A 19,765-nucleotide genomic window follows, 5' to 3' on the forward strand; every position below is an offset into this window, starting at 1 on the left:
GTGAGCTGCCATGGATGAACAAGGTCTGGAAGATGCAGCCATCTTGCTGATGTCGTTGGGCGAAGAAGAGGCAGCTGAGGTCTTCAAGCACCTCGAGCCCAAGGAGGTTCAGCACCTGGGCGAGACCATTGCCAAGCTCAAGACCATCAGCCGCGATCGCATCAACAGCGTGCTTGATCGCTTCTCGGCGGAGGCCACGGAGGTGGGCACGCTGGTGCCCGACACCGACGAGTACATCAAGTCGGTGCTTCGCAAGGCGCTGGGCGACGACAAGGCCAACTTGCTGATCGATCGGATCATCCAGGGCAGCGACGTCACGGGCATCGAGAGCCTGAAGTGGATGGACGCGGTCTCTGTGGCTGAGTTGCTGCGCAACGAGCACCCGCAGATCGTTGCTGCCATCCTGGTGCACCTGGACCCGGACCAGTCTTCGTCGGTGCTCAAGGCCTTCACCGAGCGGCACCGCAACGAGGTGATGGTGCGCATCGCCACGCTCGACGGCATCCAGCCGTCCGCGCTCAAGGACCTCAACGAGGTGCTCTCGCGCGTGCTCTCGGGCGGATCTCAGGTGCGCAAATCGTCGCTGGGTGGCGTCAAGCCCGCCGCAGAAATCATCAACCTCATGGGTTCGAGCCTGGAGACATCGGTGCTCGACTACATCCGCGAGGCCGACTCCGACCTGGCTCAGAAGATCCAGGACAACATGTTCACCTTCGACGACCTGAGCAAGCTCGACGACAAGGGTTTCCAGGCCCTGCTCAAGGAAGTGCAGACCGAGTCGCTCATCATCTCCCTCAAGGGCGCCAGCCCCGAGATCCGCGAGAAGGTGTTCAAGAACATGTCCAGCCGCGCAGCCGAAACCTTGCGCGAAGACCTCGACGCACGTGGCCCGGTCAAGCTCTCCGACGTCGAAACCGAGCAAAAGGAAATGCTCAAGATCGTGCGCCGCCTGGCCGACGAGGGCCAGATCATGCTGAGCAGCGGAGGCGACGATGAGTACGTCTAAGCCTGGCCCCAAGGCGCCAGGCAGCCCAGCCACGCCCCCGAGCACGCCCGCGCCCAACGCTTACGCCCGCTTCATCCCGCGCGAGGAATTGGGTGGCAACGTGGCCGCCTGGGCGCCGCAGACTTTCGAGCGCCCACCGGCCCCGCCTTTGGAGTCCGGGGTGCGCAAGCCCACGTTGGCTGAGCGCGCTGCCGCTGAAATGCGCCCCGGCATGAAGGCTCAGCCGGTCAAGCATGCGCCTCAGGCCACCGGTCAGCCGGTTGCGTCCAAGCCCGCTGGCACGGGGGCCGCCGCTGGCGCCGCGCCCAAGCCAGCCGTGCGTCGACCCGTCGTGGGCGGCATGCCTGGCCAGGCCGAGGCCCAGCAACGCGAGGCCGAGGCCCCGCCCCCGCCGCCCGCTCCCAACGTGGATGATTTGGTGAACAAGGCTCGCCAGGAGGGCTACCAGGACGGCTACCGCAACGGCCTGGCCGCCCTGGAGAGCTACAAGCAGACGCAGGCCGCGCAGATGGCCGCGCACATGAGTGACCAGGTCGGCGCGCTGGCATCCGACTTCCACCAGCGCCTGGAGTCGCTGGAGCAGCAGCTGGCCGGCCGCATCGCCGGTGTGGCACTCGAGCTGGCCCGCCAGGTGGTTCGCACCGAATTGAAGATCCACCCCGAGCTGGTGGTGGACGTGGCCGAGCAGGCCTTGGGCGCCTTGCTGGCGTCGGCTCGCCAGGTGATCGTGCGCCTGCACCCCGAGGACCATGCCATGGCCTTGCCCCACCTCAGCGAGATGCTGAGCGCCCGCGGTGCCCGCATGGTGCCCGACGTGACGCTCAACCGAGGTGGCTGTGTGGTCGAGTCAGACATCGCCGTGATCGACGCGGCCATCGAGGCCCGCTGGGACCGCGCCGCCGCCGCCATGGGCTACGAGGCCCCTTGGCACGATGGCCACGAGGCCCACAGCCTGGCCGATGCGCACCCCATCCGAAACCTTGACGAAGAAGACGCCGATGCCTGGCCGGATGCCCGTCGCGCACCGAACGAGGAGGACCCCGCATGAACATGCCCATGAGCGCCCGCACCGACGTGGCGATGGACCGCTGGAACCGCTTCCTCGATGACTTGGACGCCTGCGCCAGCACCCGCATGCCCTTGGAGAACCAGGGCAAGCTGGTGCGCCTGTCGGGCCTGGTGCTCGAGGCCACGGGCCTGCGACTGCCGGTGGGCGCCGTCTGCGAAATCCACTCCGAGACGCGCCTGGAATCGACGCCCGTGCTGGCTGAGGTCGTGGGCTTCACCGGCGACCGTGCCTACCTGATGCCGACCGCCGAGGTGCATGGCCTGGCCAGCGGCGCGCGCGTGGTGCCTTGCCCGATCCCGATGAACACCCCTTTGCTGGGTCGACCCAACCACCCCTGGCGCCGCAGCGAAGACCGCACCCGTCACCTGCCCGTGGGCGCTGGCCTGCTGGGCCGCGTGGTCGATGCGCAAGGCGTGCCGCTGGACCGCAAGGGCCCGCTGCAGCACATCCGCAGCGAGCCGCTGGCCCGCCGTGCCATCAACGCCATGGAGCGCGACCCGGTGCGCCTGCCGCTGGACACCGGCGTGCGCGCCATCAATTCGATGCTGACCGTCGGCCGTGGTCAGCGCATCGGCCTGTTCGCCGGTTCGGGCGTCGGCAAGTCGGTGCTGCTGGGCATGATGGCCCGCTACACCCAGGCTGACGTCATCGTCGTGGGCCTGATCGGCGAGCGGGGCCGCGAAGTCAAGGAATTCATCGAAGACATCCTGGGCGAAGAGGGCCTGGCCCGCTCCGTGGTGGTGGCAGCTCCGGCCGACGCACCTCCGTTGACCCGCATGCAAGGTGCCGCTTACGCCACCGCCGTGGCCGAGCACTTCCGCGACCAGGGCCTGCACGTGCTGCTGCTGATGGATTCGCTGACCCGCTACGCCATGGCACAGCGTGAAATCGCGCTCGCCATCGGTGAGCCGCCCGCCACCAAAGGTTATCCGCCTTCGTGCTTTACCAAGCTGCCTCAGTTGGTCGAGCGCAGCGGCAACGGCCTCAATGGCCATGGCTCCATCACGGCGTTTTACACCGTGCTCTCGGAGGGGGATGATCAGCAGGACCCCATCGCCGACGCGGCCCGCGCCATCCTGGACGGCCACATCGTGCTCTCGCGCGAGCTGGCCGAATCCGGCCATTTCCCTGCAATAGACATCGAACGCAGTGCTTCTCGGGTGATGCACAACGTCGCCGATGGGCAACATATTGAGGACGCGCGACGCTTTCGCCAGCTGTGGTCCAAGTACAGCAAGGCGCGGGACCTGATCCAGCTCGGTGCTTACGTGCCCGGCGGCGACATGGACCTGGACCAGGCGGTGCGCGTGCACCCGCACATGGTGCGCCTGCTGCAGCAGGACATGCACGACCCGGCCTGGCTGGGCGATGCGGTCGGCGAGCTGCACCGCATCGTGGCGGCCTGAAGGTTGTTGAATCGGAGTTGACCCATGAGTGGCATTCAGTCCCTGCTGTTGGTGCTGGAGGCGGCGCAAAAAGAGCGCGATGCGGCCCTGTCGGCCCACGAGGCGGCCCGCAAGTCCCATGAGTCGGCCCGTCAGCAAGCGCAGTCGCTCAACGACTGGCGGCAGGACTACCAAAAGCGCTGGCAGGCGCAGTTCCAGCAATCGGGCGGCGTCGAGATCGTGCGCTGCTATCAGGATTTCATGGCCCGGCTGGGCGACGCGGTGTCCGAGCAGGACCGCCGCGTCGGCAACGCCGAGCAGCAGGTGGCCCGCGCTCGGGCCTTGCTCATCGAGCGGGAGCGCCGGGTGGCGGCGGTCTCGCAACTGATCGATCGTCGCCAGGCAGAGGCCATGCACAAGCAGGCCCGCCAGGACCAGAAAGCCACCGACGAAATGGCCGCGCGCAGCGTGCGCCTGCAGCAAAGCCTGGGCGCCTCGGCCACTGGCCTGTCGACCGGCGCCATCTGAAGGGGTGAAACACATGGGCAACGCGATCAACAACACCGGCAACCAGGCCAGCAACGCCGGCCAGCTCACCGACATGCTCTCGCGCATGGCTTCGGGCAAGCAGGGCGACGAATCGGGCTCCGAAAGTTTTGCCCGCTGGATGAGCCAACACCAGGGCACTCAGCCGGGCAGCCTGGCCGCCTCTCAGGCCACCCGTTCCACGACGCTGACCACACCCGCGCGGCCGCCTGTTGCCAGCGCCTTGCCCAACATGGGCGCGCGCCTGCAGGCCGTCCGCGCCAACACCCCCTCGGCGGCGCACGAGCCAGAGCGCGCGGTGTCCAATCAGGGCGCGCGCCAGGAAGCGCGCTCGGCCAAGGCACGCACCGAGCAGGCACCCAAGCCAGCCAGCCGTCAACCTGCATCGAACCAGGCCAAGCCCACCGACGAGGCCCAGGAGGTCGTGCGCAGCGATGCCACCAGCCGCTCCGAGTTGATCGACGACAAAGCACAAGACGCCACCCGCTTCACCACCGCCCTGGGCGAGGGCGTTGCCGAGGTGCGCGAACTCACGCCCCCCACCGACGTGCAGACCAACGACTCGGCCAGCATGATGGCCTGGTTGGTCAGCCTGACGCAACCCAGCTCGCCCACCATGCCAGCCGAAGGCTCGGTCGATGGCGATGCCTCGGGCGAGGGGGGCTTGCTGGAGTCTGAATCAGGCCTGAGCTTGTTGGGTCAAGACGTGGACAAGGGCGAGAAAGGCCGTGGTCGAGGCTTGGCCCAGGGGTGGAGCGTGGGCCAGCGCGAGCTGGGCCTGGACACCCGGGCTGCGGCGTCGTCCTCGGCGGCCGCCTTGCAGGTCGACGCCCTGCTGGGGCGTGGCGCGGCCTCGGCCGAGCAAGCCGGCGACCCGCTGGCCGCGATGGTGCCGATCGATGGCGGCAGGGCCTCGTTTGGGCAGACCCTGTCTCAGGTGACCGCACCGCGCCACGAGCAGGCTTCGATCCCCGTGCCACTGAATGCCCCCGATTTTTCTCAGAAGCTGGCCGACCAGGTCAGCCTGTGGGTGGGGCAGGTCAAGCAGGACGGTCCGATGACGGCCGAGCTGCACCTGAACCCGGCAGAGATGGGCCCCATCAACGTGAAGATCTCACTCGATGGCACGGCCGCACAGGTGGATTTCGCTGCCGCAGCGCTGGAAACCCGACAGGCCATCGAAGCCAGCCTGTCGCTGCTCTCCAGCGCCCTGAACGACGCGGGCCTGAGCCTGTCTGGCGGCGGCGTGTCGTCCCAGACACCCCAGCAGACTCTGGCGCAGGGCGGCAACGCTGGCCAGGACGGCCGGGGTGGCCGTGGCCCGAACGAGCGCAACCGAGGCGAACAAGCCGATGCGGACGATACCGCTGGCCTGCGCCAGGTCAGCGCTCCGAAGACGAGTCGCCTGGGCGGCCTGGACCTCTACGCTTGAGACTGCCTGGCAGGCCTTTCGCCTGCCGAGCGTGACAGACCGGCGGAAATCGCCGGTTTTTCACATCGCTTATCGCCTCTTCGGTTTCCGGCTGGCTTCGAATAATCCACCCATGCCCCCGAGCTTTTCATGACCCGGGGACATGAACCGCAGGAGATCCGAGCATGTCAGCACCCGCCGCCGCCCCGGCCGAAGGCGAAGCCCCCCCCAAGAGCAAGAAAAAGCTCATCATCATCATCGTTGCTGCGCTGCTGGTGCTGGTGCTCGGTGGTGGCGCGGCGGCCTTCATGATGATGAAGAGCAAGGCTGACGCCGAGGCCGCCGCCGAAGAGGGCGACGACACCGAACACGCCGAGCCGGCCAAAAAGGCCAAGAAGCCCGAGCCCAAGAAGGACGAGCACGCCGGCCCGCCCACCTTCGTGCCGCTGGACCCGTTCGTGGTGAACCTGGCCGACAAGGACGTCGAGCGCTACGCTCAGGTGGGCATCAACCTGCAGGTCGATGACCCCAAGGTGGGCGAGCAGATGAAGGCCTACATGCCCGCCATCCGCAACGCCGTGCTCCTGATCCTCTCGCACAAGAGCGCCGACGACATCCTGCCCCCCGAGGGCAAGCAAAAGCTCGCCGAAGAGATCCGCCGCGAGGCAGCCCGCGCCATGGGCTACGAGATCGAAGACCCGGAAGAGGAAGAGCCGGAAGAGGAAGAGACCCCCAAGAAAAAGAAGAAGAAAAAGAAGAAGGTCGAGTCCTACAACCCCATCGTCCACGTGCACTACTCGAACTTCATCATCCAGTGATGAGCGAGCCCTGCAGCCTGCTTTCGGTCTGAGAAGTCCACCATGAACCAGCAGATCCTCTCGCAAGACGAAGTCGATGCACTGCTCCAGGGCATCACTGGCGAAAGCCAGAAGCTCGAGCAGGACGACGCGCCCAAGGAAGGCATCCGCGACTACAACCTGGCGCAGCAAGAGCGCATCGTGCGTGGGCGCATGCCCACGATGGAGATCATCAACGAGCGCTTCGCCCGCAACATCCGGGTGGGGCTGTTCAACTTCATCCGCAAGTCGCCCGAGGTCTCTGTGGGCGGCATCAAGGTCCAGAAGTACAGCGCCTTCCTGCGCGAGATCGTGGTGCCCACGAACTTCAACATCATGGCCGTTCGCCCTCTGCGCGGCTCCGGCCTGATCGTCTGCGACCCGACGCTGGTCTTCGCCGTCATCGACTCGCTGTTCGGCGGCGTCGGCAAGTTCCACACCCGCATCGAGGGCCGCGATTTCTCGGCCACCGAGCAGCGCATCATCCGCCGCCTGGTCGAGGTGGTGTGCGAAGAGTACAAGCGCTCCTGGCAGGGCATCTACCCCGTCGAGCTGGACTACCAGCGCTCGGAGATGCAGCCCCAGTTTGCCAACGTGGCCACGCCCAGCGAGATCGTGGTGTGCTGCTCCTTCACGCTGGAGATCGGCGACACCAGCGGCACCATCCACTTCTGCATCCCCTACGCCACGCTCGAGCCCATCCGCGACATCCTGTTCAGCTCCATCCAGGGCGACTCGGCCGAGCCCGACCGCCGTTGGGTCAAGTTGCTGACGCAGCAGATCCAGTCGGCCGAGGTCGAGCTGGTGGCGGAGCTGGGGCATGCACCGGCCACCGTCGAGCAGCTGCTGGCCTTCAAGCCGGGCGACTTCATCGAGCTGGACCTGGAAAAGATCATCCAGGCCAAGATCGACGGCGTGCCCGTTTTCGAAGCCTATTACGGCACCTCCGACAACAAATACGCGCTTCGCGTCGAGAAGCTTTTGACCACCGGCAACACCGGCTGGCTTGGAGACCAACATGTCTGAATCCGCAGCAGAGTTCCCGCCCGAAGGCGGTCAGGCCGATGGCGGCGAACAAGATGCGATGGCCGCCGAGTGGGAGGCCGCGCTGGCCCAGCAAAGCAGCTCGGGTGGCGCCTCTGCCGACGCCATGTTCGATGGCGCCTCGGCCGGTACGGCCAGCGAAGTGGCCAACCCCGCCGCGCAGATGACGCCTGCCGCCTTTGCCAACTTCGGCTCGTCGGGCTCGTCGGTGGCCGGCGCGGGCAACGACATCAACATGATCCTGGACATCCCCGTGCAGTTGACGGTGGAGCTGGGTCGCACGCGCATCCCCATCAAGAACATCCTGCAACTGGCTCAGGGCTCGGTGGTGGAACTCGACGCGATGGCCGGTGAGCCGATGGACGTGCTGGTCAACGGTTTCCTGATTGCCCAGGGCGAGGTGGTGGTGGTCAACGACAAGTTCGGCATCCGACTGACCGACATCGTCACGCCTTCCGAACGCATGCGGCGCCTCAGCCGCGGCGGCTGACCGAGGGGCACCCCGATGGCAGCCAGCGGCGCGTCCTTCCTGTGGTTCGTCTTCGTCATCGCCCTGATCCCGGCCAGCCTGTGGCTGCTCAAGCGATCGGGCCTGGCCAATGGCCTGGCCAACGGCCTGAGTGGCGCAGGCCCCATCGCCCCCATGAAAACGGTCGGCCAGCTCGGCCTCGGGCCAGGGCAGCGCCTGGTCACCGTCGAGGTGGGGCAGGGCGATGAGCGCACCTGGCTCGTGCTGGGCGTGACCGGGCAGAACATCCAGACCCTGCACACCATGGCGCCGCAAGCCCCGGCAGAGCCTGCCGCCAACTCGCCCGCCGTGCACCCGGCTTTTGCCACCTTGCTGCGCCGCACCCGTCAGGGAGGCCAATGATGCGCCCCATGAACCGCGCCTTGCTGGCCCTCGCCCTGAGCCTGCTGGCCCCGCTGGCCTGGGCACAGGCGGCCCCGGGTGGCCAGGCCTCGCTGCCCTTGCTGATCGGCCAAGGCGGTGGTGGCACCAACTACTCGGTGCCCATCCAGACCCTGCTGTTCTTCACGGCGCTGAGTTTTTTGCCGGCTGTGCTGCTGATGATGACGGGCTTCACCCGCATCGTCATCGTGCTGGGCCTGATGCGCCAGGCCCTGGGCACCCAGGCCGCACCGCCCAACCAGGTCATCGTCGGGCTGTCGCTGTTCCTGACCTTGTTCGTCATGGGGCCGACCCTGGACAAGGTCTACAAGGAAGCCTACGAGCCTTTTGCGGCCAACCAGATCACCTTTGTCGAAGCGCTGGACAAGGGCCAGGCCCCCATGCGCGGCTTCATGCTCAAGCAGACCCGCCAGTCCGACCTGGCCTTGTTCAGCCGCCTGGCCAAGGTCGAGCCGGGCCTCAAGCCCGAGCAGGTGCCGTTTCGCGTGCTGGTGCCAGCGTTTGTCACCAGCGAGCTGAAGTCGGCCTTCCAGATCGGCTTTCTGATCTTCATCCCCTTCCTGGTCATCGACATGATCGTGGCCAGCGTGCTGATGAGCTTGGGCATGATGATGCTCTCGCCCGTGATGGTGGCCCTGCCGTTCAAGCTGATGCTGTTCGTGCTGGCCGATGGCTGGAACCTGCTGCTCGGCTCGCTGGCCGCCAGCTTTGCGCAGTGAGCGCGCGCCACAACGGAGCCCCGACATGGATCCCCAACAGGTTCTGACCATCAGCCGCGACGGGCTGCTCACGCTGATCACCGTGGTCGCGCCCCTGATGCTGGTGGTGCTGGCCGTGGGCCTGGTGGTGAGCATCTTCCAGGCGGCCACCCAGATCCAGGAGCAGACGCTGTCCTTCGTGCCCAAGCTGCTGGCGGCGTTCGCCACCCTGGGTGTGGCCGGCCCCTGGATGCTCAACACCCTGGTCGAGTACATCCAGCAGGTGTTGCAGTCCATCCCGTCGGTGGTGGGCTGAAGGCTCGGCTCCGGCAGCAGCGCCCATGGTCTCCTTCACCGAAGCCCAGATCCTGGCCTGGGTCAGCGCCTGGATCTGGCCGTTCTTTCGCATCCTGGGGTTGTTCACCACGGCGCCGGTGCTGTCGATGCGCGTGGTGCCGCGCCGCGTGCGCATCGGCCTGGCCGCCCTGGTGGTCATCGCGGCCGAGCCCAGCCTGCCGGCCCCGCCACCCATCGCCTTGAACTCGCCCGAGGCCCTGATGGTGCTGATCCAGCAGGTGCTCATCGGCCTGACCATGGGGTTTGCGGCCCGGGTGGTCTTTGCGGCCATCGAGTTCGCCGGCGAAATCGTCGGCCTGCAGATGGGGCTGAACTTCGCGGCCTTTTTCGATCCGCTCAGTGGCGGGCAGATCACGGCCGTCAGCCGCTTCTACGGCACGGTGGCCTCTTGGCTGTTCATCGTCATGAACGGGCACCTGATGCTCACGGCCGCGCTCATCCAGAGCTTCCAGTCTTTCCCGGTGTCGGCTCAGCCGCTGGCCTTCCTGCAGGTGGTGCAACCGCAGGTGTGGGGCGCCGAGATCTTCAAACTGGGCCTGTGGGTGTCCCTGCCGGTGGTGGCCATGCTGGCGCTGACCAACCTGGTGATGGGCCTGGTGGCACGCGTGGCGCCCCAGATGAACATCTTCTCCATCGGTTTTCCGGTCACCATCGGCGTCGGCCTGACCGGCCTGTGGCTGACCCTGCCGATGATGCAGGTGCCCTTCACGATGGCCATCGAGCGGATGCTGGCTCTGTTCATGTGAGCGGCGGGGGCAGGGCCGCCTGCCCGGCCGGGGCGCCGCTCCGCCGCAAGACTCAACGCAGGCGGCAAAACGGCTCAGCCGAAGCTGACCGTCTGGCCGCGGATGTCGAACGGGATGAAGCTGGCGATCCGGCCAGACTTGATCGATTCGACCATGCGTTGCAGCGGCGCCTCGGCGTCGTGGCTGGTCGGGTGGCGTCCGGCGCTGCCCGACAGCGCGGCGACGAAGACGATGTCCCAGGTCGGCCCGGCGCGCCGTGACTCTTCGAGCAGGGCCGCGAACGATGGCACCTCGGCAGGTGACTTGTCCACGCACATCAAGGGCGTCAGCGTGCCGCCTTGACCGGCTTCAAACCGGGCGCGTTGCTCCGGGGTGGCGTCGTCCGGCAGCTCGGCTCGGGTGAACACGAACAGCAGGCGCTGCGGTTCGGCTTGCTGGCGTGCCGAGTGCAGGAGGTCGTCGAAACTGGCAATGCTCATCGAGGGCTTTCGTGGAGGTGGCCGGCGGTCTCAAGCCTGACATGCCACACCCGGCCTGAGTGGACACACCGGTGGATTATGGCTTGAGCCCGTTCGGTGGGGCGCTGCATCAGGGCCCGGATGCCTTGACTAGAATTCCGCATGGCCACCCAAGCACCCCCCGCTTCTTCGTCTCCTTCCGCCGCCTACGGCGAAGGCTCCATCCGCGTCCTCAAGGGCCTGGAGCCCGTCAAGCAGCGCCCGGGCATGTACACCCGGACCGACAACCCCCTGCACATCATCCAGGAGGTGATCGACAACGCCGCCGACGAGGCCCTGGCGGGTTTCGGCAAGCGCATCGCGGTCACCCTGCACACCGACGGCTCGATCAGCGTCGAGGACGACGGTCGGGGCATCCCCTTCGGCCTGCACCCCGAAGAAGGCGTGAGCGTGGTCGAGATCGTCTTCACCCGCCTGCACGCGGGCGGCAAGTTCGACAAAGGCTCGGGCGGTGCGTACAGCTTCTCAGGCGGCCTGCACGGCGTGGGCGTGAGCGTGACGAACGCGCTGTCCACCCGCCTGCAGGTCACCGTCAGCCGCGACAAGCAGGTGGCGACGCTGGCCTTCGGCGGTGGCGACGTGATCGAGCCCGTGGCCGTGCGTCCGGCCGCCAGTGGCGATCGCAAGAACGGCACCACCGTGCGCGCTTGGCCCGACGCCAAGTACTTCGAAAGCGCCGAGCTGCCCCGTGGCGAGCTGGTGCACATGCTGCGCAGCAAGGCCGTGCTGATGCCGGGCGTGACCATCACGCTGACCATCGAGAAGTCTGGCAGGGAGCCCGAAGTCCAGACCTGGCTCTACAAGGGCGGTCTGCGTGACTACCTGAGCCAGACGCTCACGGCCGACCCGGTCATCCCGCTGTTCGAAGGCGAGCAGTACGCCGGCGGCAACGAAAGCGAGAACTTCGCCGAAGGCGAGGGCGCGGCCTGGTGCGTGGCCTTCACCGAAGACGGCTCGCCCATGCGCGAGAGCTACGTCAACCTGATCCCCACCGTGGCCGGCGGCACGCACGAGGCGGGCCTCAAAGACGGCCTCTTCCAGGCGGTCAAGGGCTTCATCGAGATGCACGCGCTGATGCCCAAGGGCGTCAAGCTCATGCCCGATGACGTTTTCGGCCGCGCCAGCTTCGTGCTGAGCGCCAAGGTGCTGGACCCGCAGTTCCAGGGCCAGACCAAGGAGCGCCTGAACAGCCGCGATGCCCTGCGCCTGGTCAGCACCTACGTCAAGCCGACGATGGAGCTGTGGCTCAACCAGCACGTTGACCACGGCAAGAAGCTGGCCGAGCTGGTCATCAAGCAGGCCCAGGCACGCCAGCGCGCCGGCCAGAAGGTCGAGAAGAAAAAGGGCTCCGGCGTGGCCGTGCTGCCCGGCAAGCTGACCGACTGCGAAAGCCGCGACATCGCCTTCAACGAGGTCTTCCTGGTCGAGGGGGACTCGGCCGGTGGCAGCGCCAAGATGGGCCGCGACAAAGAGACGCAAGCCATCCTGCCCCTGCGCGGCAAGGTGCTCAACGCCTGGGAGGTTGAGCGCGACCTGCTCTTCAAGAACAACGAGATCCACGACATCTCGGTGGCGATCGGCGTCGATCCGCACGGCCCGAACGATTCGCCGGATCTGTCAGGCCTGCGCTACGGCAAGGTCTGCATCCTGTCGGACGCCGACGTGGACGGCTCGCACATCCAGGTGCTGCTGCTGACGCTGTTCTTCCGCCACTTCCCCAAGCTGATCGAAGCCGGGCACGTGCACGTGGCGCGCCCGCCGCTGTTCCGCGTCGATGCACCGGCGCGCGGCAAGAAGCCGGCGGCCAAGCTTTATGCGCTGGACGAAGGCGAGCTCACCGCCATCCTCGACAAGCTGCGCAAGGAAGGCTGCCGCGAAGGCGCCTGGAGCATCAGCCGCTTCAAGGGCCTGGGCGAGATGAGCGCCGAGCAGCTGTGGGACACCACGCTGAACCCGGACACCCGGCGCCTGCTGCCGGTGGCCTATGGCGAGCCAGGCTTCGGCGACACCGAAGTGGCTTTCAACAAGCTGATGGGCAAAGGCGAAGCGGCGTCGCGGCGCGAGCTCATGGAGCTGCACGGCGACGCCATCGAGATCGACGTCTGAGGGCCTGGTTCGGCCCGAGTCAAGCAGCTGCGCTCAGCGCGCGGAGCCGGCGACCTGCGTGTCGATGGCGATCGCGCGTTGGCTGGGCAGCCAGCCGAAGGTGATCACCTGGGTGATCGGGTGGGTGTATTGGACCTGGGTCCATGCGCCTTGGGTTGGCCCGATCCGGATTTTGTCGTTCTGCACCAGGTGCTTGCCCAGCGGGCATGCCTGGTCTGGCGCCGTGAAAAGGTGGGTGCGGCCTTCGGCCTCGATGCGGCCGACTCGCCATTGCGACAGGTCGGTTGGCTCGACTGGCTGCATGGGCTTGAGCGTGCAGCTGGCCTCGGCGCGTTGATCGCGAAGCGAGCCCGGCAGGCCCGCAGTGGGTGGGTGGCGCTCCATTTCGGCGAGGGCCAGGTTGATGTCGGTGGGCGATGCCTTGGCCAGCTGCGTGGGCGAGGTCATCGGGTCGCTGGTTTTGGGGCACGCGGCATCGAGTGATCCACCTGCCGGCAGCCAGCTGGTGTCGCTGCGCTGAACGCGCCATTGGCCTTTTTGACGCTGGAACTGGATCCGCTGCAACTGGAATCGGCCTCTGTCCAGCACGGGGCGGCCTTGTGCGTCAAGGGTCAGGGCGCACAGCTGCGCGACGGAATCGGTGGCCCAGGCTCGACGCACGGAGAGCTTGGTGCCCGGTGCAGATGGCGATGAGCTGGCCTGCCTGGCCAGGCTCACCAGCGTCACCCGCAGCGGCTCCATCGTCGCCAGTTCTCGGGCGTGTGCGCCAGCGCTGGTCGTGCCAAGCAGGCAGCTCAGGAGGGCGGCGGACAGGGGGCGGTCGAAGCGGGCCATGGTGGTTCGGCGCAGCGGGGGCTGCGCGTGGTTCATGTCCCGTCAAGGTAAGCCGGTTGACCTGGGCCAAAGGGCGGACAAAAGGGGTGTTGAGGCGGTATTTAAGCGGGCATCCGGGGCAGGCGAACAGCCAGCTCGTGCATCAGGCTGGGATGCGTCACCTGCGCGTAAGGTGGCTTCGGCCATTGCCACCGCTGGGCTGGAAACAGCGCTCGCATCGCGTTGATGTCGCAGTGGTAGGGAGGGCCCTCGATCAGCCCTTGCTCGACCGCCTCAGGGCGTGGGCGTTGCATGAACATCGCCCACAGGGCCCCATCCGGTTGCAGCCAGCGGTGCAACTGGGCCGCATAGGTCGTCCAGTGGTCAGGGTGGATGGCGCACAGGCAGGTCTGCTCGTAGATGGCGTCGAAGGGGCGCTGCGGCGTGTGGGTGAGCACATCGGCCTGGACCACCTCGGCGCGCAGGCCCTGGTTCGCCAGCAGGGCCCGGGCGCGGGCCACGGCGGCCTCGGTGTAGTCCAGGCCGATCACCTCGAAGCCACGGCGCGCCAATTCGGCCACCTCCCAGCCACTGCCACAGCCCGGCACCGCGATGCGGCACGGCTGCAGCACACCGCTGTCCAGCCAGGCCAGCAGCCCAGGGCTGGGCCCACCCCGATCCCAGCGGGTTTCCTGTTTCTCGAATCGTTCTTGCCAGAAGGCTGGTGTGGGGCCGCTCATGGTCCTGTCCTGTTGCTCTTGCTGTTGCCCTATGTCAGCGCAGCCAAAGGCTGATGCGTGGCTGGCAGTCCAGGCTCAGGGCCGGGTCAACGGCTTCTTGACAGGCCGGCAGGCCTGGCTTGGTGCCGACGGGGCGCAGCTTGTCCTGCCAGCCGGCGCTGGTCATCAGTTCATTGGCACGCACGTTGAACAGGGTGGTTTGTGGCCCGGATTGCCAGCGGCCAGTCGATTTCAGCAGCTCGCCCTGGCTGACCACCTGCACGCTCACCTCAACGCCGGACATGCCCTCGATGGCCTCCAACACCTTTTTCATGGCGGGTGCGTCTTGCTGGGTGAGTCGCCCCAGGCTCGCCACGAAGGGGTCATTGAGAACGTCCACCCGCAGGGGCTGCCCGGCCTGGCGGTTCAACTCGAAACGGTAGCTCAGGCTGTCCGGCATGGGGCGCTGGCCAAAGCGCCAGACCAGTCCCTGGAAGTCCGGCACCGCGTAGGTGACCTGGGCCACATGGAGGCGGCCCTCCTTGGGCAGCACCTCGCCGGACACCGCGACGCCCGGGGCCATGTTCATGGCCCGCTCTGCCAAGCGCGAGGGGTTCAGGTAGGCGGCCAGCGGGCTGGCGCCTGGCGGCAGCCACGCGGCGTCGTCGCGGACGCGGTAGGTTTCCGTGACCTGACCGCTGCCGTCCGCTTGGATCTCGAAGCGCACGTCGACCTGAATGCAGGCGCTCAGCCAGCACAACACGGGCAAGCAGACCAGCCATCGCAGTGAACGCATCCATCGGTGCATGGGATGTCCAGGGCAGTGAATCTGCCCTGAGGTTACGACATCCGAGAGGTCGATTCGGCCTTCAAAGCTGCTCGATGTTTTCCCTCAGTCGAATGGCTTGCTGGGAGATCGCATGCCTGGCCTCGGGGGTCATGCGGTCAAGCTGGCGGTAAACCATGCCAATGCGGGCGTTGCGGCGCAGCCTGTCTTCGTGGCGGAGGTGGAAGTCCCAGTACAGCGCGTTGAACGGGCAGGCCTGCTCGCCCAATCGCTCCTTGCGTTGGTAGGGGCAATGGCGGCAGTGGTCGCCCATCCGATCCAGGTAGGCAGCGCTGGACACATAAGGCTTGGTGGCCAGCAGCCCCCCGTCGGCGAACTGGCTCATGCCCAGGGTGTTGGGCAGCTCCACCCACTCGAAGGCGTCGATGTAGACGCCCAGGTACCAGTGGTGCAGGGCCTTCGGGTCCAGGCCGGCGAGCAGGGCGAAGTTGCCGATCACCATCAGGCGCTGGATGTGGTGCGCGTGGGCATCCTGCAGCGACTGGCCGATGGCGCGCGACATGCAGGCCATGCGTGTCTGGCCCGTCCAGAACCACTTTGGCAGCGGCAGGTCGTGGCCGAAATGGTTGCGCTCGTCGTAGCCGGGCATGTGGGCCCAGTAGACGCCGCGAACGTACTCGCGCCAGCCCAGGATCTGCCGGATGAAGCCCTCGGCCGCGGCCAGGGGCGCGTGGCCGTTTCGCCAGGCTTGCTCGGCCGCGTCGATCACCTCCCGTGGGTGGAGCATCTTGACGTTGAGCGCAAACGACAGCAGCGAGTGAAAGAGCCGGTTGGCCCGTTGGCTGAGTGCGTCCTGGAAGTCGCCGAAATGGGGCAGGGCGTGTTTGACGAAGGCGTGCAGGTGCGCACGCGCCTCGTCTGCGCTCACTGGCCAGGGCAGTCGATCGGCCTGCGGCTGGCCAAAGGTGGTCACGCCCGCGTCCACGATGGCCTGCCAAAGCGCCTGGTGGTCGTGCGGCGCGCGCCAGTCAGGGGGCTCGGGCGGCTGACCTGGCCAGGCTTTGCGGTTATCGGCGTCGAAGTTCCATTGCCCGCCTTCGGGTTGACGATCTGGCGACATCAGCACCCCATGGCGACGGCGCATGTGCCGATAAAAGTGCTCCATCAGCCACTGCTTGCGGCCGGCGAACAGCTCGGCGGCTTCGTCTCGTGCGGTCAGGAAGTGCGCTGTGTCGGCCATCTCCACCGTCAGGCCTTGCGCCCGCTTGGCCTGAGCCCAGCGAGCCAGCTCCTCATCCAGGCGCCATTCGTCCGGGGCCTGGTAGGCCACGCGGTCTGCCTGGTGGTGGGCGATCAGCGCGTCCAGGTTGGCCGCGATCGCCTGCCGGTTGCTCGGGTGGTCGATGGCGATGTATCGCACCCGGTGTCCCTGCGCCCGCAGGTGTTCGGCGAAGTCCCGCATCGCAGCGAAGATGGCCAGCACCTTCTGGGCGTGGTGCAGCACGTAGGAGGTCTCCTGCTTGACCTCCATGAGGACATGGACGACGTCCTCATCGACCTGCCGGTACCAGCTGTGGTCGGGGTTGAGTTGATCGCCCAGGATCAGGCGCAGCGTCGTCATGCCTGGCTCCACATGCGGCGGTAAGCCCCATCGGGGTCGTGCTCGCGGGCTTGTTTGTCGGCATCGAAGCGCCGACCGCCGCGAGGGTCGGTGCCGCGCCCGGCGATGTAGGCCCAGTTGCCCTGGTTGCTGAAAACGTCGAAGTCGATCAGCCGGGACTCGAACCAGGCGGCGCCGGCGCGCCAATCGCAACGCATCTCGTGGATGAGGTGGCTGGCCACGATCTGCCTCATGCGGTTGGACAGCCAGCCCGTGGCCTTGAGCTCCCGCATGCCGGCGTCAACCAGGGCGTGGCCGGTCTGCCCCAGGCACCAGCGCTCGAAGGCGGCAGGGTCGTGAGTGGGCGCAGGCAGCTGGCCAAGGCCCCTGCCGTGGTAAAGCCGCCGGCCATGCTTGAAGTGGAGCAGCCGGAAGTGCTCGCGCCACAGCAGCTCGAAGCTGACCCAGCCGCTGCTGTCGCTGGCGCCGTGCTCGGCCTCCCAGGCTTGCAAGGCGTGCTGAGCCTGCCGCGCCGAGATCGCGCCCCAGGCCAGCCAGGGCGCGAGCTTGGTGGAGAACGCCGTGCCATGCAGGCCGTTGCGGGTGGCCTTGTAGTGGTGCGGCAGCCCTTGTGCCAGGTAGCGCGCCCAGTGGGCTCGGGCCGCTTGCTCGCCGATGTGCCAGGCCGACTCGGTCAGGGGGAACGAAGACCTGGGGTCGGCATGCACGTGCGAGGACGCATCGAGCAGGGCTGGGGGCCAAGGGTGGGCTTGGGCCTGCAGCGCAGGATCGGTCAGTGGCCGCGGCCATTCGGTGGGGCCGGGCTGGGGCGCCTCGGCCTGCAGGCCAGACCGCTGCACCGCCTGTCGAAAGGCCGTGAACACATCGGGTGTCTGCTCAGGTCTGAAGGGCAAGTCACCCAGCTCGAACAAGCCGCCCTGGTGGCGGGTTTGCCAACGCCAGCCACCCCGCTGTGCCGCTTGAGCCAGCGCCTCCTCGACAGCGGTTTCCTCTGGTGCTGGCAGCTGCTCACTCCAGACTTCGCCCGCGCCGGTGCGCGACACCAGCTGCGTGATGGCCTGTGTCGGTTCACCCTGCAGCACCAGCAGGCCGTGCCCTTGGGCGCGCAGGCCTTCAGAGAGTTGGCTGAGCGCTTGATGCAACGCCAGCAAGCGGTGTGGGCCCATGCGCTGAGCCACCCACCGGGTCGCCTGGGTTTGCGCCGGGTCCCAGACGAAAACGGCCAACCAAGGCGCGCCCTGCGCCAACGCCGATGCGCAAGAGGCTCGCAGCACCGGGTGATCCGACAACCTCAGGTCCTGGCGAAACCAGTGGATCACGGGCTTCATGGGTTCCCCCGGGACGATGCAGGTTGCCCTGGTCCCTGGCCCCGGCAACGGTCCGAGCAGTAGCGCACCTTGTCCCAGTCGCGCTCCCATTTCTTGCGCCAGGCAAACGGGCGTTGGCAGCAGGCGCAGACCTTGGTGGGCAGCTCCGACTTCTTTTTCATGCGCGGCATTCAGAACCCCAGGGACAGTTGATCTTCGTTGGATGGGGTGCCGTGCCGCGCCTGCCGAGGCTTGCGGGCGCGTTGCGCTGGGTCGCCTCGGTGGGTGCGCGAGGCATGGCGTTGCGCGATGGCCTGCTTGGCCGCACGCACGTCGGGGTCGGCACGGCGCGCGTGCAGCCTGGCCTTGGCGCTGCGCAAGGCCTCGTCCAGGTCCACCAGCGGCAAGGGGATGTCGGCTTGCTCGTCGGCGCCCACGCGCAGGCCACAGCGCGCCTGCACGTCAGCGGGCATGCGCCAGGGCTCGAACAACCAGGTGTCGGGCACGCGTCGCATGTCGGGCAGCCAGCGGCGCACGAACACGCCGCGGGGGTCATGGTCGCGGGCTTGCTTGATCGGGTTGTAGACGCGGGTGGTGTTGATGCCCGTGGTGCCAGCCTGCATCTGGCTCCAGTGGATGCCGGGCTCGTAGTCGACGAACTGCCGCGCCAGCCACTCGCCCACGGCCCGACAGTGCAACCACAGTGGGTAGCTGGCCACCGACACCAGCATGGCGCGCATGCGGAAGTTGATCCAGCCGGTTTCGCGCAGCATGGCCACGCAGGCGTCCACCAGGGGCCAGCCCGTGCGCCCGGCCTGGAGGGCCGCGAACCGTTCGGCGCTGAATTCGCTCTCTCGCAAGCCGTCGTAGCCTCGGTGCACGTTGCGCCACTCGATTTCGGGCTCGCTTTCCAGCTTCTGGATGAAATGGCAGTGCCAGTGCAGGCGGCTGATGAAGGCGTGCAGGCCAGCTTGCTGTCGTGCTGCCCGGGCCTGCTCGTCGGGCGGTGCCGAGCTGGCTGGTTCGGCGAGTTCCGCCAGTCGGTGGTGGGTGGCTTGCACGACCTCGCGCAGGCTCACGCAACCCAACGCCAGGTAGGGCGACAGGCGCGAGCAAGCGGTGGGAGCAGACAAGGGCGACGAAATGCCGCCTCGGTATCGGGCGCAGCGGTCGTGCAGGAAGTCGTCCAGCACCTCCAGGGCGCGCTGCCGTCCCCCCCGCTGCCGGCGCGGTGCGTCGGCTTCCGCGAAGGTGGGCAGGTCCGGGAGTGCCCAGGGTGGCCGAGGCGCGTGGCCGGGCTGGTGTGGCGAGACTTCGCTGCGCAGGGCGTTCGCCCGGGGTGGCGCGGGCCAGGTGGGGCCGCGCATGAAAGCGTCCCATGCCAGGTGCCAGGTGTCGCGGCTGCGCAGGCGGCGCACCACGCCGAACTGGGGCCACTCCTCGAACGCGATGCCCCGATCCCGGCACCACGCTGCCACGGCCAGGTCACGCTGGTAGGTCAGGGCGTTGCCGGTTTCCTCGTGCGCCAGCAGGGCGTCGAATGGTGTTTCGGCGTGCAGGCGGGCCAACGCCTCGCAGGCCTCGCCACGCACCACCTCGAGTCGGCCACCGTGCGCCTGCACCTGGGCATGCAGGTCGGCCAGGCATTCCATGACAAAACCGAGCTGGCGCGCCGAAGCGTCGGGCTGGCCCCACACCGAAGGCTCGACGATGTAGACGCCTCGCCAGGGCTGCTGCGGTGCGCGCAAGATCGCCGCGTGGACGGCGGCGTGGTCGTGCACGCGCAGGTCGCGCTTGAACCAGACAAGGGGAGTGGCCATGGTGTCGAGTATCGGCAGGCGAGTCGGGTTCGACGCGGATTTGCCGCGCAAAAGCGGCGTCATGCT

Annotated in this window: 21 protein-coding genes; 13 read left to right on the forward strand and 8 right to left on the reverse strand. The window is 67.4% G+C overall.

The window, feature by feature from the left end; genetic code table 11:
* Positions 1–10 precede the first annotated feature (10 nt).
* The 12 genes from fliG (at position 11) to fliR (ending at position 10,008) form a co-directional block, all read left to right on the forward strand.
* Positions 11–1,006, forward strand: a complete 996-nt coding sequence (gene fliG, locus ABG80_RS08385; protein ID WP_058087266.1) for a flagellar motor switch protein FliG — start codon at positions 11–13, stop codon at positions 1,004–1,006.
* Positions 993–2,054 (forward strand): FliH/SctL family protein, encoded by a 1,062-nt coding sequence (locus ABG80_RS08390; RefSeq protein ID WP_083505935.1) that lies wholly within the window; start codon positions 993–995, stop codon positions 2,052–2,054. The genes fliG and ABG80_RS08390 overlap by 14 nt, the downstream gene beginning before the upstream one ends.
* Complete coding sequence (fliI, locus tag ABG80_RS08395) at positions 2,051–3,481, forward strand: flagellar protein export ATPase FliI (protein ID WP_268760953.1); 1,431 nt, start codon at positions 2,051–2,053, stop codon at positions 3,479–3,481. Before ABG80_RS08390 ends, fliI begins: the two co-directional genes overlap by 4 nt.
* Positions 3,482–3,505: 24 nt before the next feature.
* Positions 3,506–3,988: a flagellar export protein FliJ gene (gene fliJ, locus ABG80_RS08400; RefSeq protein ID WP_058087268.1), complete on the forward strand. Its 483-nt coding sequence runs from the start codon at positions 3,506–3,508 to the stop codon at positions 3,986–3,988.
* Positions 3,989–4,001: 13 nt separating this feature from the next.
* The gene (locus ABG80_RS08405; protein WP_058087269.1) at positions 4,002–5,438 is read left to right on the forward strand and encodes a flagellar hook-length control protein FliK; all 1,437 of its coding nucleotides are present in this window, start codon (positions 4,002–4,004) and stop codon (positions 5,436–5,438) included.
* 164 nt (positions 5,439–5,602) lie between these two features.
* Entirely contained in the window at positions 5,603–6,235 is a 633-nt protein-coding gene (locus ABG80_RS08410; protein WP_058087270.1) for a flagellar basal body-associated FliL family protein, read from the forward strand.
* A gap of 42 nt (positions 6,236–6,277) precedes the next feature.
* A complete protein-coding gene (fliM, locus tag ABG80_RS08415; RefSeq protein WP_058087271.1) occupies positions 6,278–7,279 on the forward strand; it encodes a flagellar motor switch protein FliM in 1,002 nt (333 codons plus the stop codon).
* Positions 7,272–7,787, forward strand: coding sequence for a flagellar motor switch protein FliN (gene fliN / locus ABG80_RS08420; RefSeq protein WP_152987537.1), 516 nt, complete (start codon positions 7,272–7,274; stop codon positions 7,785–7,787). Before fliM ends, fliN begins: the two co-directional genes overlap by 8 nt.
* Before the next feature lie 15 nt (positions 7,788–7,802).
* Positions 7,803–8,168, forward strand: coding sequence for a FliO/MopB family protein (locus ABG80_RS08425; RefSeq protein ID WP_058087272.1), 366 nt, complete (start codon positions 7,803–7,805; stop codon positions 8,166–8,168).
* Between the two features lie 8 nt (positions 8,169–8,176).
* Entirely contained in the window at positions 8,177–8,926 is a 750-nt protein-coding gene (gene fliP, locus ABG80_RS08430) for a flagellar type III secretion system pore protein FliP (RefSeq protein ID WP_058087321.1), read from the forward strand.
* Between the two features lie 25 nt (positions 8,927–8,951).
* On the forward strand, positions 8,952–9,221 hold the full coding sequence (fliQ, locus tag ABG80_RS08435; protein WP_058087273.1) for a flagellar biosynthesis protein FliQ: 270 nt from the start codon (positions 8,952–8,954) through the stop codon (positions 9,219–9,221).
* Between the two features lie 25 nt (positions 9,222–9,246).
* The gene (gene fliR / locus ABG80_RS08440) at positions 9,247–10,008 is read left to right on the forward strand and encodes a flagellar biosynthetic protein FliR (protein WP_058087274.1); all 762 of its coding nucleotides are present in this window, start codon (positions 9,247–9,249) and stop codon (positions 10,006–10,008) included.
* Positions 10,009–10,082: 74 nt separating this feature from the next.
* Here fliR and ABG80_RS08445 read toward each other — a convergent pair whose 3' ends face one another.
* The gene (locus ABG80_RS08445; protein WP_058087275.1) at positions 10,083–10,487 is read right to left on the reverse strand and encodes a hypothetical protein; all 405 of its coding nucleotides are present in this window, start codon (positions 10,485–10,487) and stop codon (positions 10,083–10,085) included.
* Between the two features lie 141 nt (positions 10,488–10,628).
* Between ABG80_RS08445 and ABG80_RS08450 the strand changes: the two genes are divergently transcribed.
* Complete coding sequence (locus ABG80_RS08450) at positions 10,629–12,632, forward strand: DNA topoisomerase IV subunit B (RefSeq protein ID WP_058087276.1); 2,004 nt, start codon at positions 10,629–10,631, stop codon at positions 12,630–12,632.
* A 33-nt stretch (positions 12,633–12,665) separates the two neighbouring features.
* On the opposite strand, the gene ABG80_RS08455 is transcribed toward ABG80_RS08450, so the two are convergent.
* The 7 genes from ABG80_RS08455 to ABG80_RS08480 form a co-directional block, all read right to left on the reverse strand.
* Positions 12,666–13,466, reverse strand: a complete 801-nt coding sequence (locus ABG80_RS08455) for a hypothetical protein (RefSeq protein WP_160322496.1) — start codon at positions 13,464–13,466, stop codon at positions 12,666–12,668.
* A gap of 101 nt (positions 13,467–13,567) precedes the next feature.
* On the reverse strand, positions 13,568–14,185 hold the full coding sequence (locus ABG80_RS08460) for a methyltransferase domain-containing protein (RefSeq protein ID WP_058087278.1): 618 nt from the start codon (positions 14,183–14,185) through the stop codon (positions 13,568–13,570).
* A gap of 34 nt (positions 14,186–14,219) precedes the next feature.
* The gene (locus tag ABG80_RS08465) at positions 14,220–14,960 is read right to left on the reverse strand and encodes a hypothetical protein (protein ID WP_058087279.1); all 741 of its coding nucleotides are present in this window, start codon (positions 14,958–14,960) and stop codon (positions 14,220–14,222) included.
* A 73-nt stretch (positions 14,961–15,033) separates the two neighbouring features.
* Complete coding sequence (locus ABG80_RS08470) at positions 15,034–16,572, reverse strand: cryptochrome/photolyase family protein (protein WP_058087280.1); 1,539 nt, start codon at positions 16,570–16,572, stop codon at positions 15,034–15,036.
* Complete coding sequence (locus ABG80_RS08475; protein WP_058087281.1) at positions 16,569–17,900, reverse strand: DASH family cryptochrome; 1,332 nt, start codon at positions 17,898–17,900, stop codon at positions 16,569–16,571. Before ABG80_RS08475 ends, ABG80_RS08470 begins: the two co-directional genes overlap by 4 nt.
* Positions 17,897–18,070: a DUF2256 domain-containing protein gene (locus ABG80_RS21330; protein ID WP_083505936.1), complete on the reverse strand. Its 174-nt coding sequence runs from the start codon at positions 18,068–18,070 to the stop codon at positions 17,897–17,899. Before ABG80_RS21330 ends, ABG80_RS08475 begins: the two co-directional genes overlap by 4 nt.
* A complete protein-coding gene (locus ABG80_RS08480) occupies positions 18,071–19,699 on the reverse strand; it encodes an FAD-binding domain-containing protein (protein WP_058087282.1) in 1,629 nt (542 codons plus the stop codon). It lies immediately after the preceding gene.
* Between the last annotated feature and the right edge of the window lie 66 nt (positions 19,700–19,765).

Source organism: Aquabacterium parvum (assembly GCF_001447195.1).
GTDB lineage: Bacteria > Pseudomonadota > Gammaproteobacteria > Burkholderiales > Burkholderiaceae_C > Aquabacterium > Aquabacterium parvum.

Excerpts from the sequence above, each read along its gene's own strand:
- fliG (WP_058087266.1), top strand. The coding sequence starts at position 11 with ATGGATGAACAAGGTCTGGAAGATGCAGCCATCTTGCTGATGTCGTTG.
- ABG80_RS08390 (WP_083505935.1), top strand. The coding sequence starts at position 993 with ATGAGTACGTCTAAGCCTGGCCCCAAGGCGCCAGGCAGCCCAGCCACG.
- fliI (WP_268760953.1), top strand. The coding sequence starts at position 2,051 with ATGAACATGCCCATGAGCGCCCGCACCGACGTGGCGATGGACCGCTGG.
- fliJ (WP_058087268.1), top strand. The coding sequence starts at position 3,506 with ATGAGTGGCATTCAGTCCCTGCTGTTGGTGCTGGAGGCGGCGCAAAAA.
- ABG80_RS08405 (WP_058087269.1), top strand. The coding sequence starts at position 4,002 with ATGGGCAACGCGATCAACAACACCGGCAACCAGGCCAGCAACGCCGGC.
- ABG80_RS08410 (WP_058087270.1), top strand. The coding sequence starts at position 5,603 with ATGTCAGCACCCGCCGCCGCCCCGGCCGAAGGCGAAGCCCCCCCCAAG.
- fliM (WP_058087271.1), top strand. The coding sequence starts at position 6,278 with ATGAACCAGCAGATCCTCTCGCAAGACGAAGTCGATGCACTGCTCCAG.
- fliN (WP_152987537.1), top strand. The coding sequence starts at position 7,272 with ATGTCTGAATCCGCAGCAGAGTTCCCGCCCGAAGGCGGTCAGGCCGAT.
- ABG80_RS08425 (WP_058087272.1), top strand. The coding sequence starts at position 7,803 with ATGGCAGCCAGCGGCGCGTCCTTCCTGTGGTTCGTCTTCGTCATCGCC.
- fliP (WP_058087321.1), top strand. The coding sequence starts at position 8,177 with ATGAACCGCGCCTTGCTGGCCCTCGCCCTGAGCCTGCTGGCCCCGCTG.
- fliQ (WP_058087273.1), top strand. The coding sequence starts at position 8,952 with ATGGATCCCCAACAGGTTCTGACCATCAGCCGCGACGGGCTGCTCACG.
- fliR (WP_058087274.1), top strand. The coding sequence starts at position 9,247 with ATGGTCTCCTTCACCGAAGCCCAGATCCTGGCCTGGGTCAGCGCCTGG.
- ABG80_RS08445 (WP_058087275.1), bottom strand. The coding sequence starts at position 10,487 with ATGAGCATTGCCAGTTTCGACGACCTCCTGCACTCGGCACGCCAGCAA.
- ABG80_RS08450 (WP_058087276.1), top strand. The coding sequence starts at position 10,629 with ATGGCCACCCAAGCACCCCCCGCTTCTTCGTCTCCTTCCGCCGCCTAC.
- ABG80_RS08455 (WP_160322496.1), bottom strand. The coding sequence starts at position 13,466 with ATGGCCCGCTTCGACCGCCCCCTGTCCGCCGCCCTCCTGAGCTGCCTG.
- ABG80_RS08460 (WP_058087278.1), bottom strand. The coding sequence starts at position 14,185 with ATGAGCGGCCCCACACCAGCCTTCTGGCAAGAACGATTCGAGAAACAG.
- ABG80_RS08465 (WP_058087279.1), bottom strand. The coding sequence starts at position 14,960 with ATGCGTTCACTGCGATGGCTGGTCTGCTTGCCCGTGTTGTGCTGGCTG.
- ABG80_RS08470 (WP_058087280.1), bottom strand. The coding sequence starts at position 16,572 with ATGACGACGCTGCGCCTGATCCTGGGCGATCAACTCAACCCCGACCAC.
- ABG80_RS08475 (WP_058087281.1), bottom strand. The coding sequence starts at position 17,900 with ATGAAGCCCGTGATCCACTGGTTTCGCCAGGACCTGAGGTTGTCGGAT.
- ABG80_RS21330 (WP_083505936.1), bottom strand. The coding sequence starts at position 18,070 with ATGCCGCGCATGAAAAAGAAGTCGGAGCTGCCCACCAAGGTCTGCGCC.
- ABG80_RS08480 (WP_058087282.1), bottom strand. The coding sequence starts at position 19,699 with ATGGCCACTCCCCTTGTCTGGTTCAAGCGCGACCTGCGCGTGCACGAC.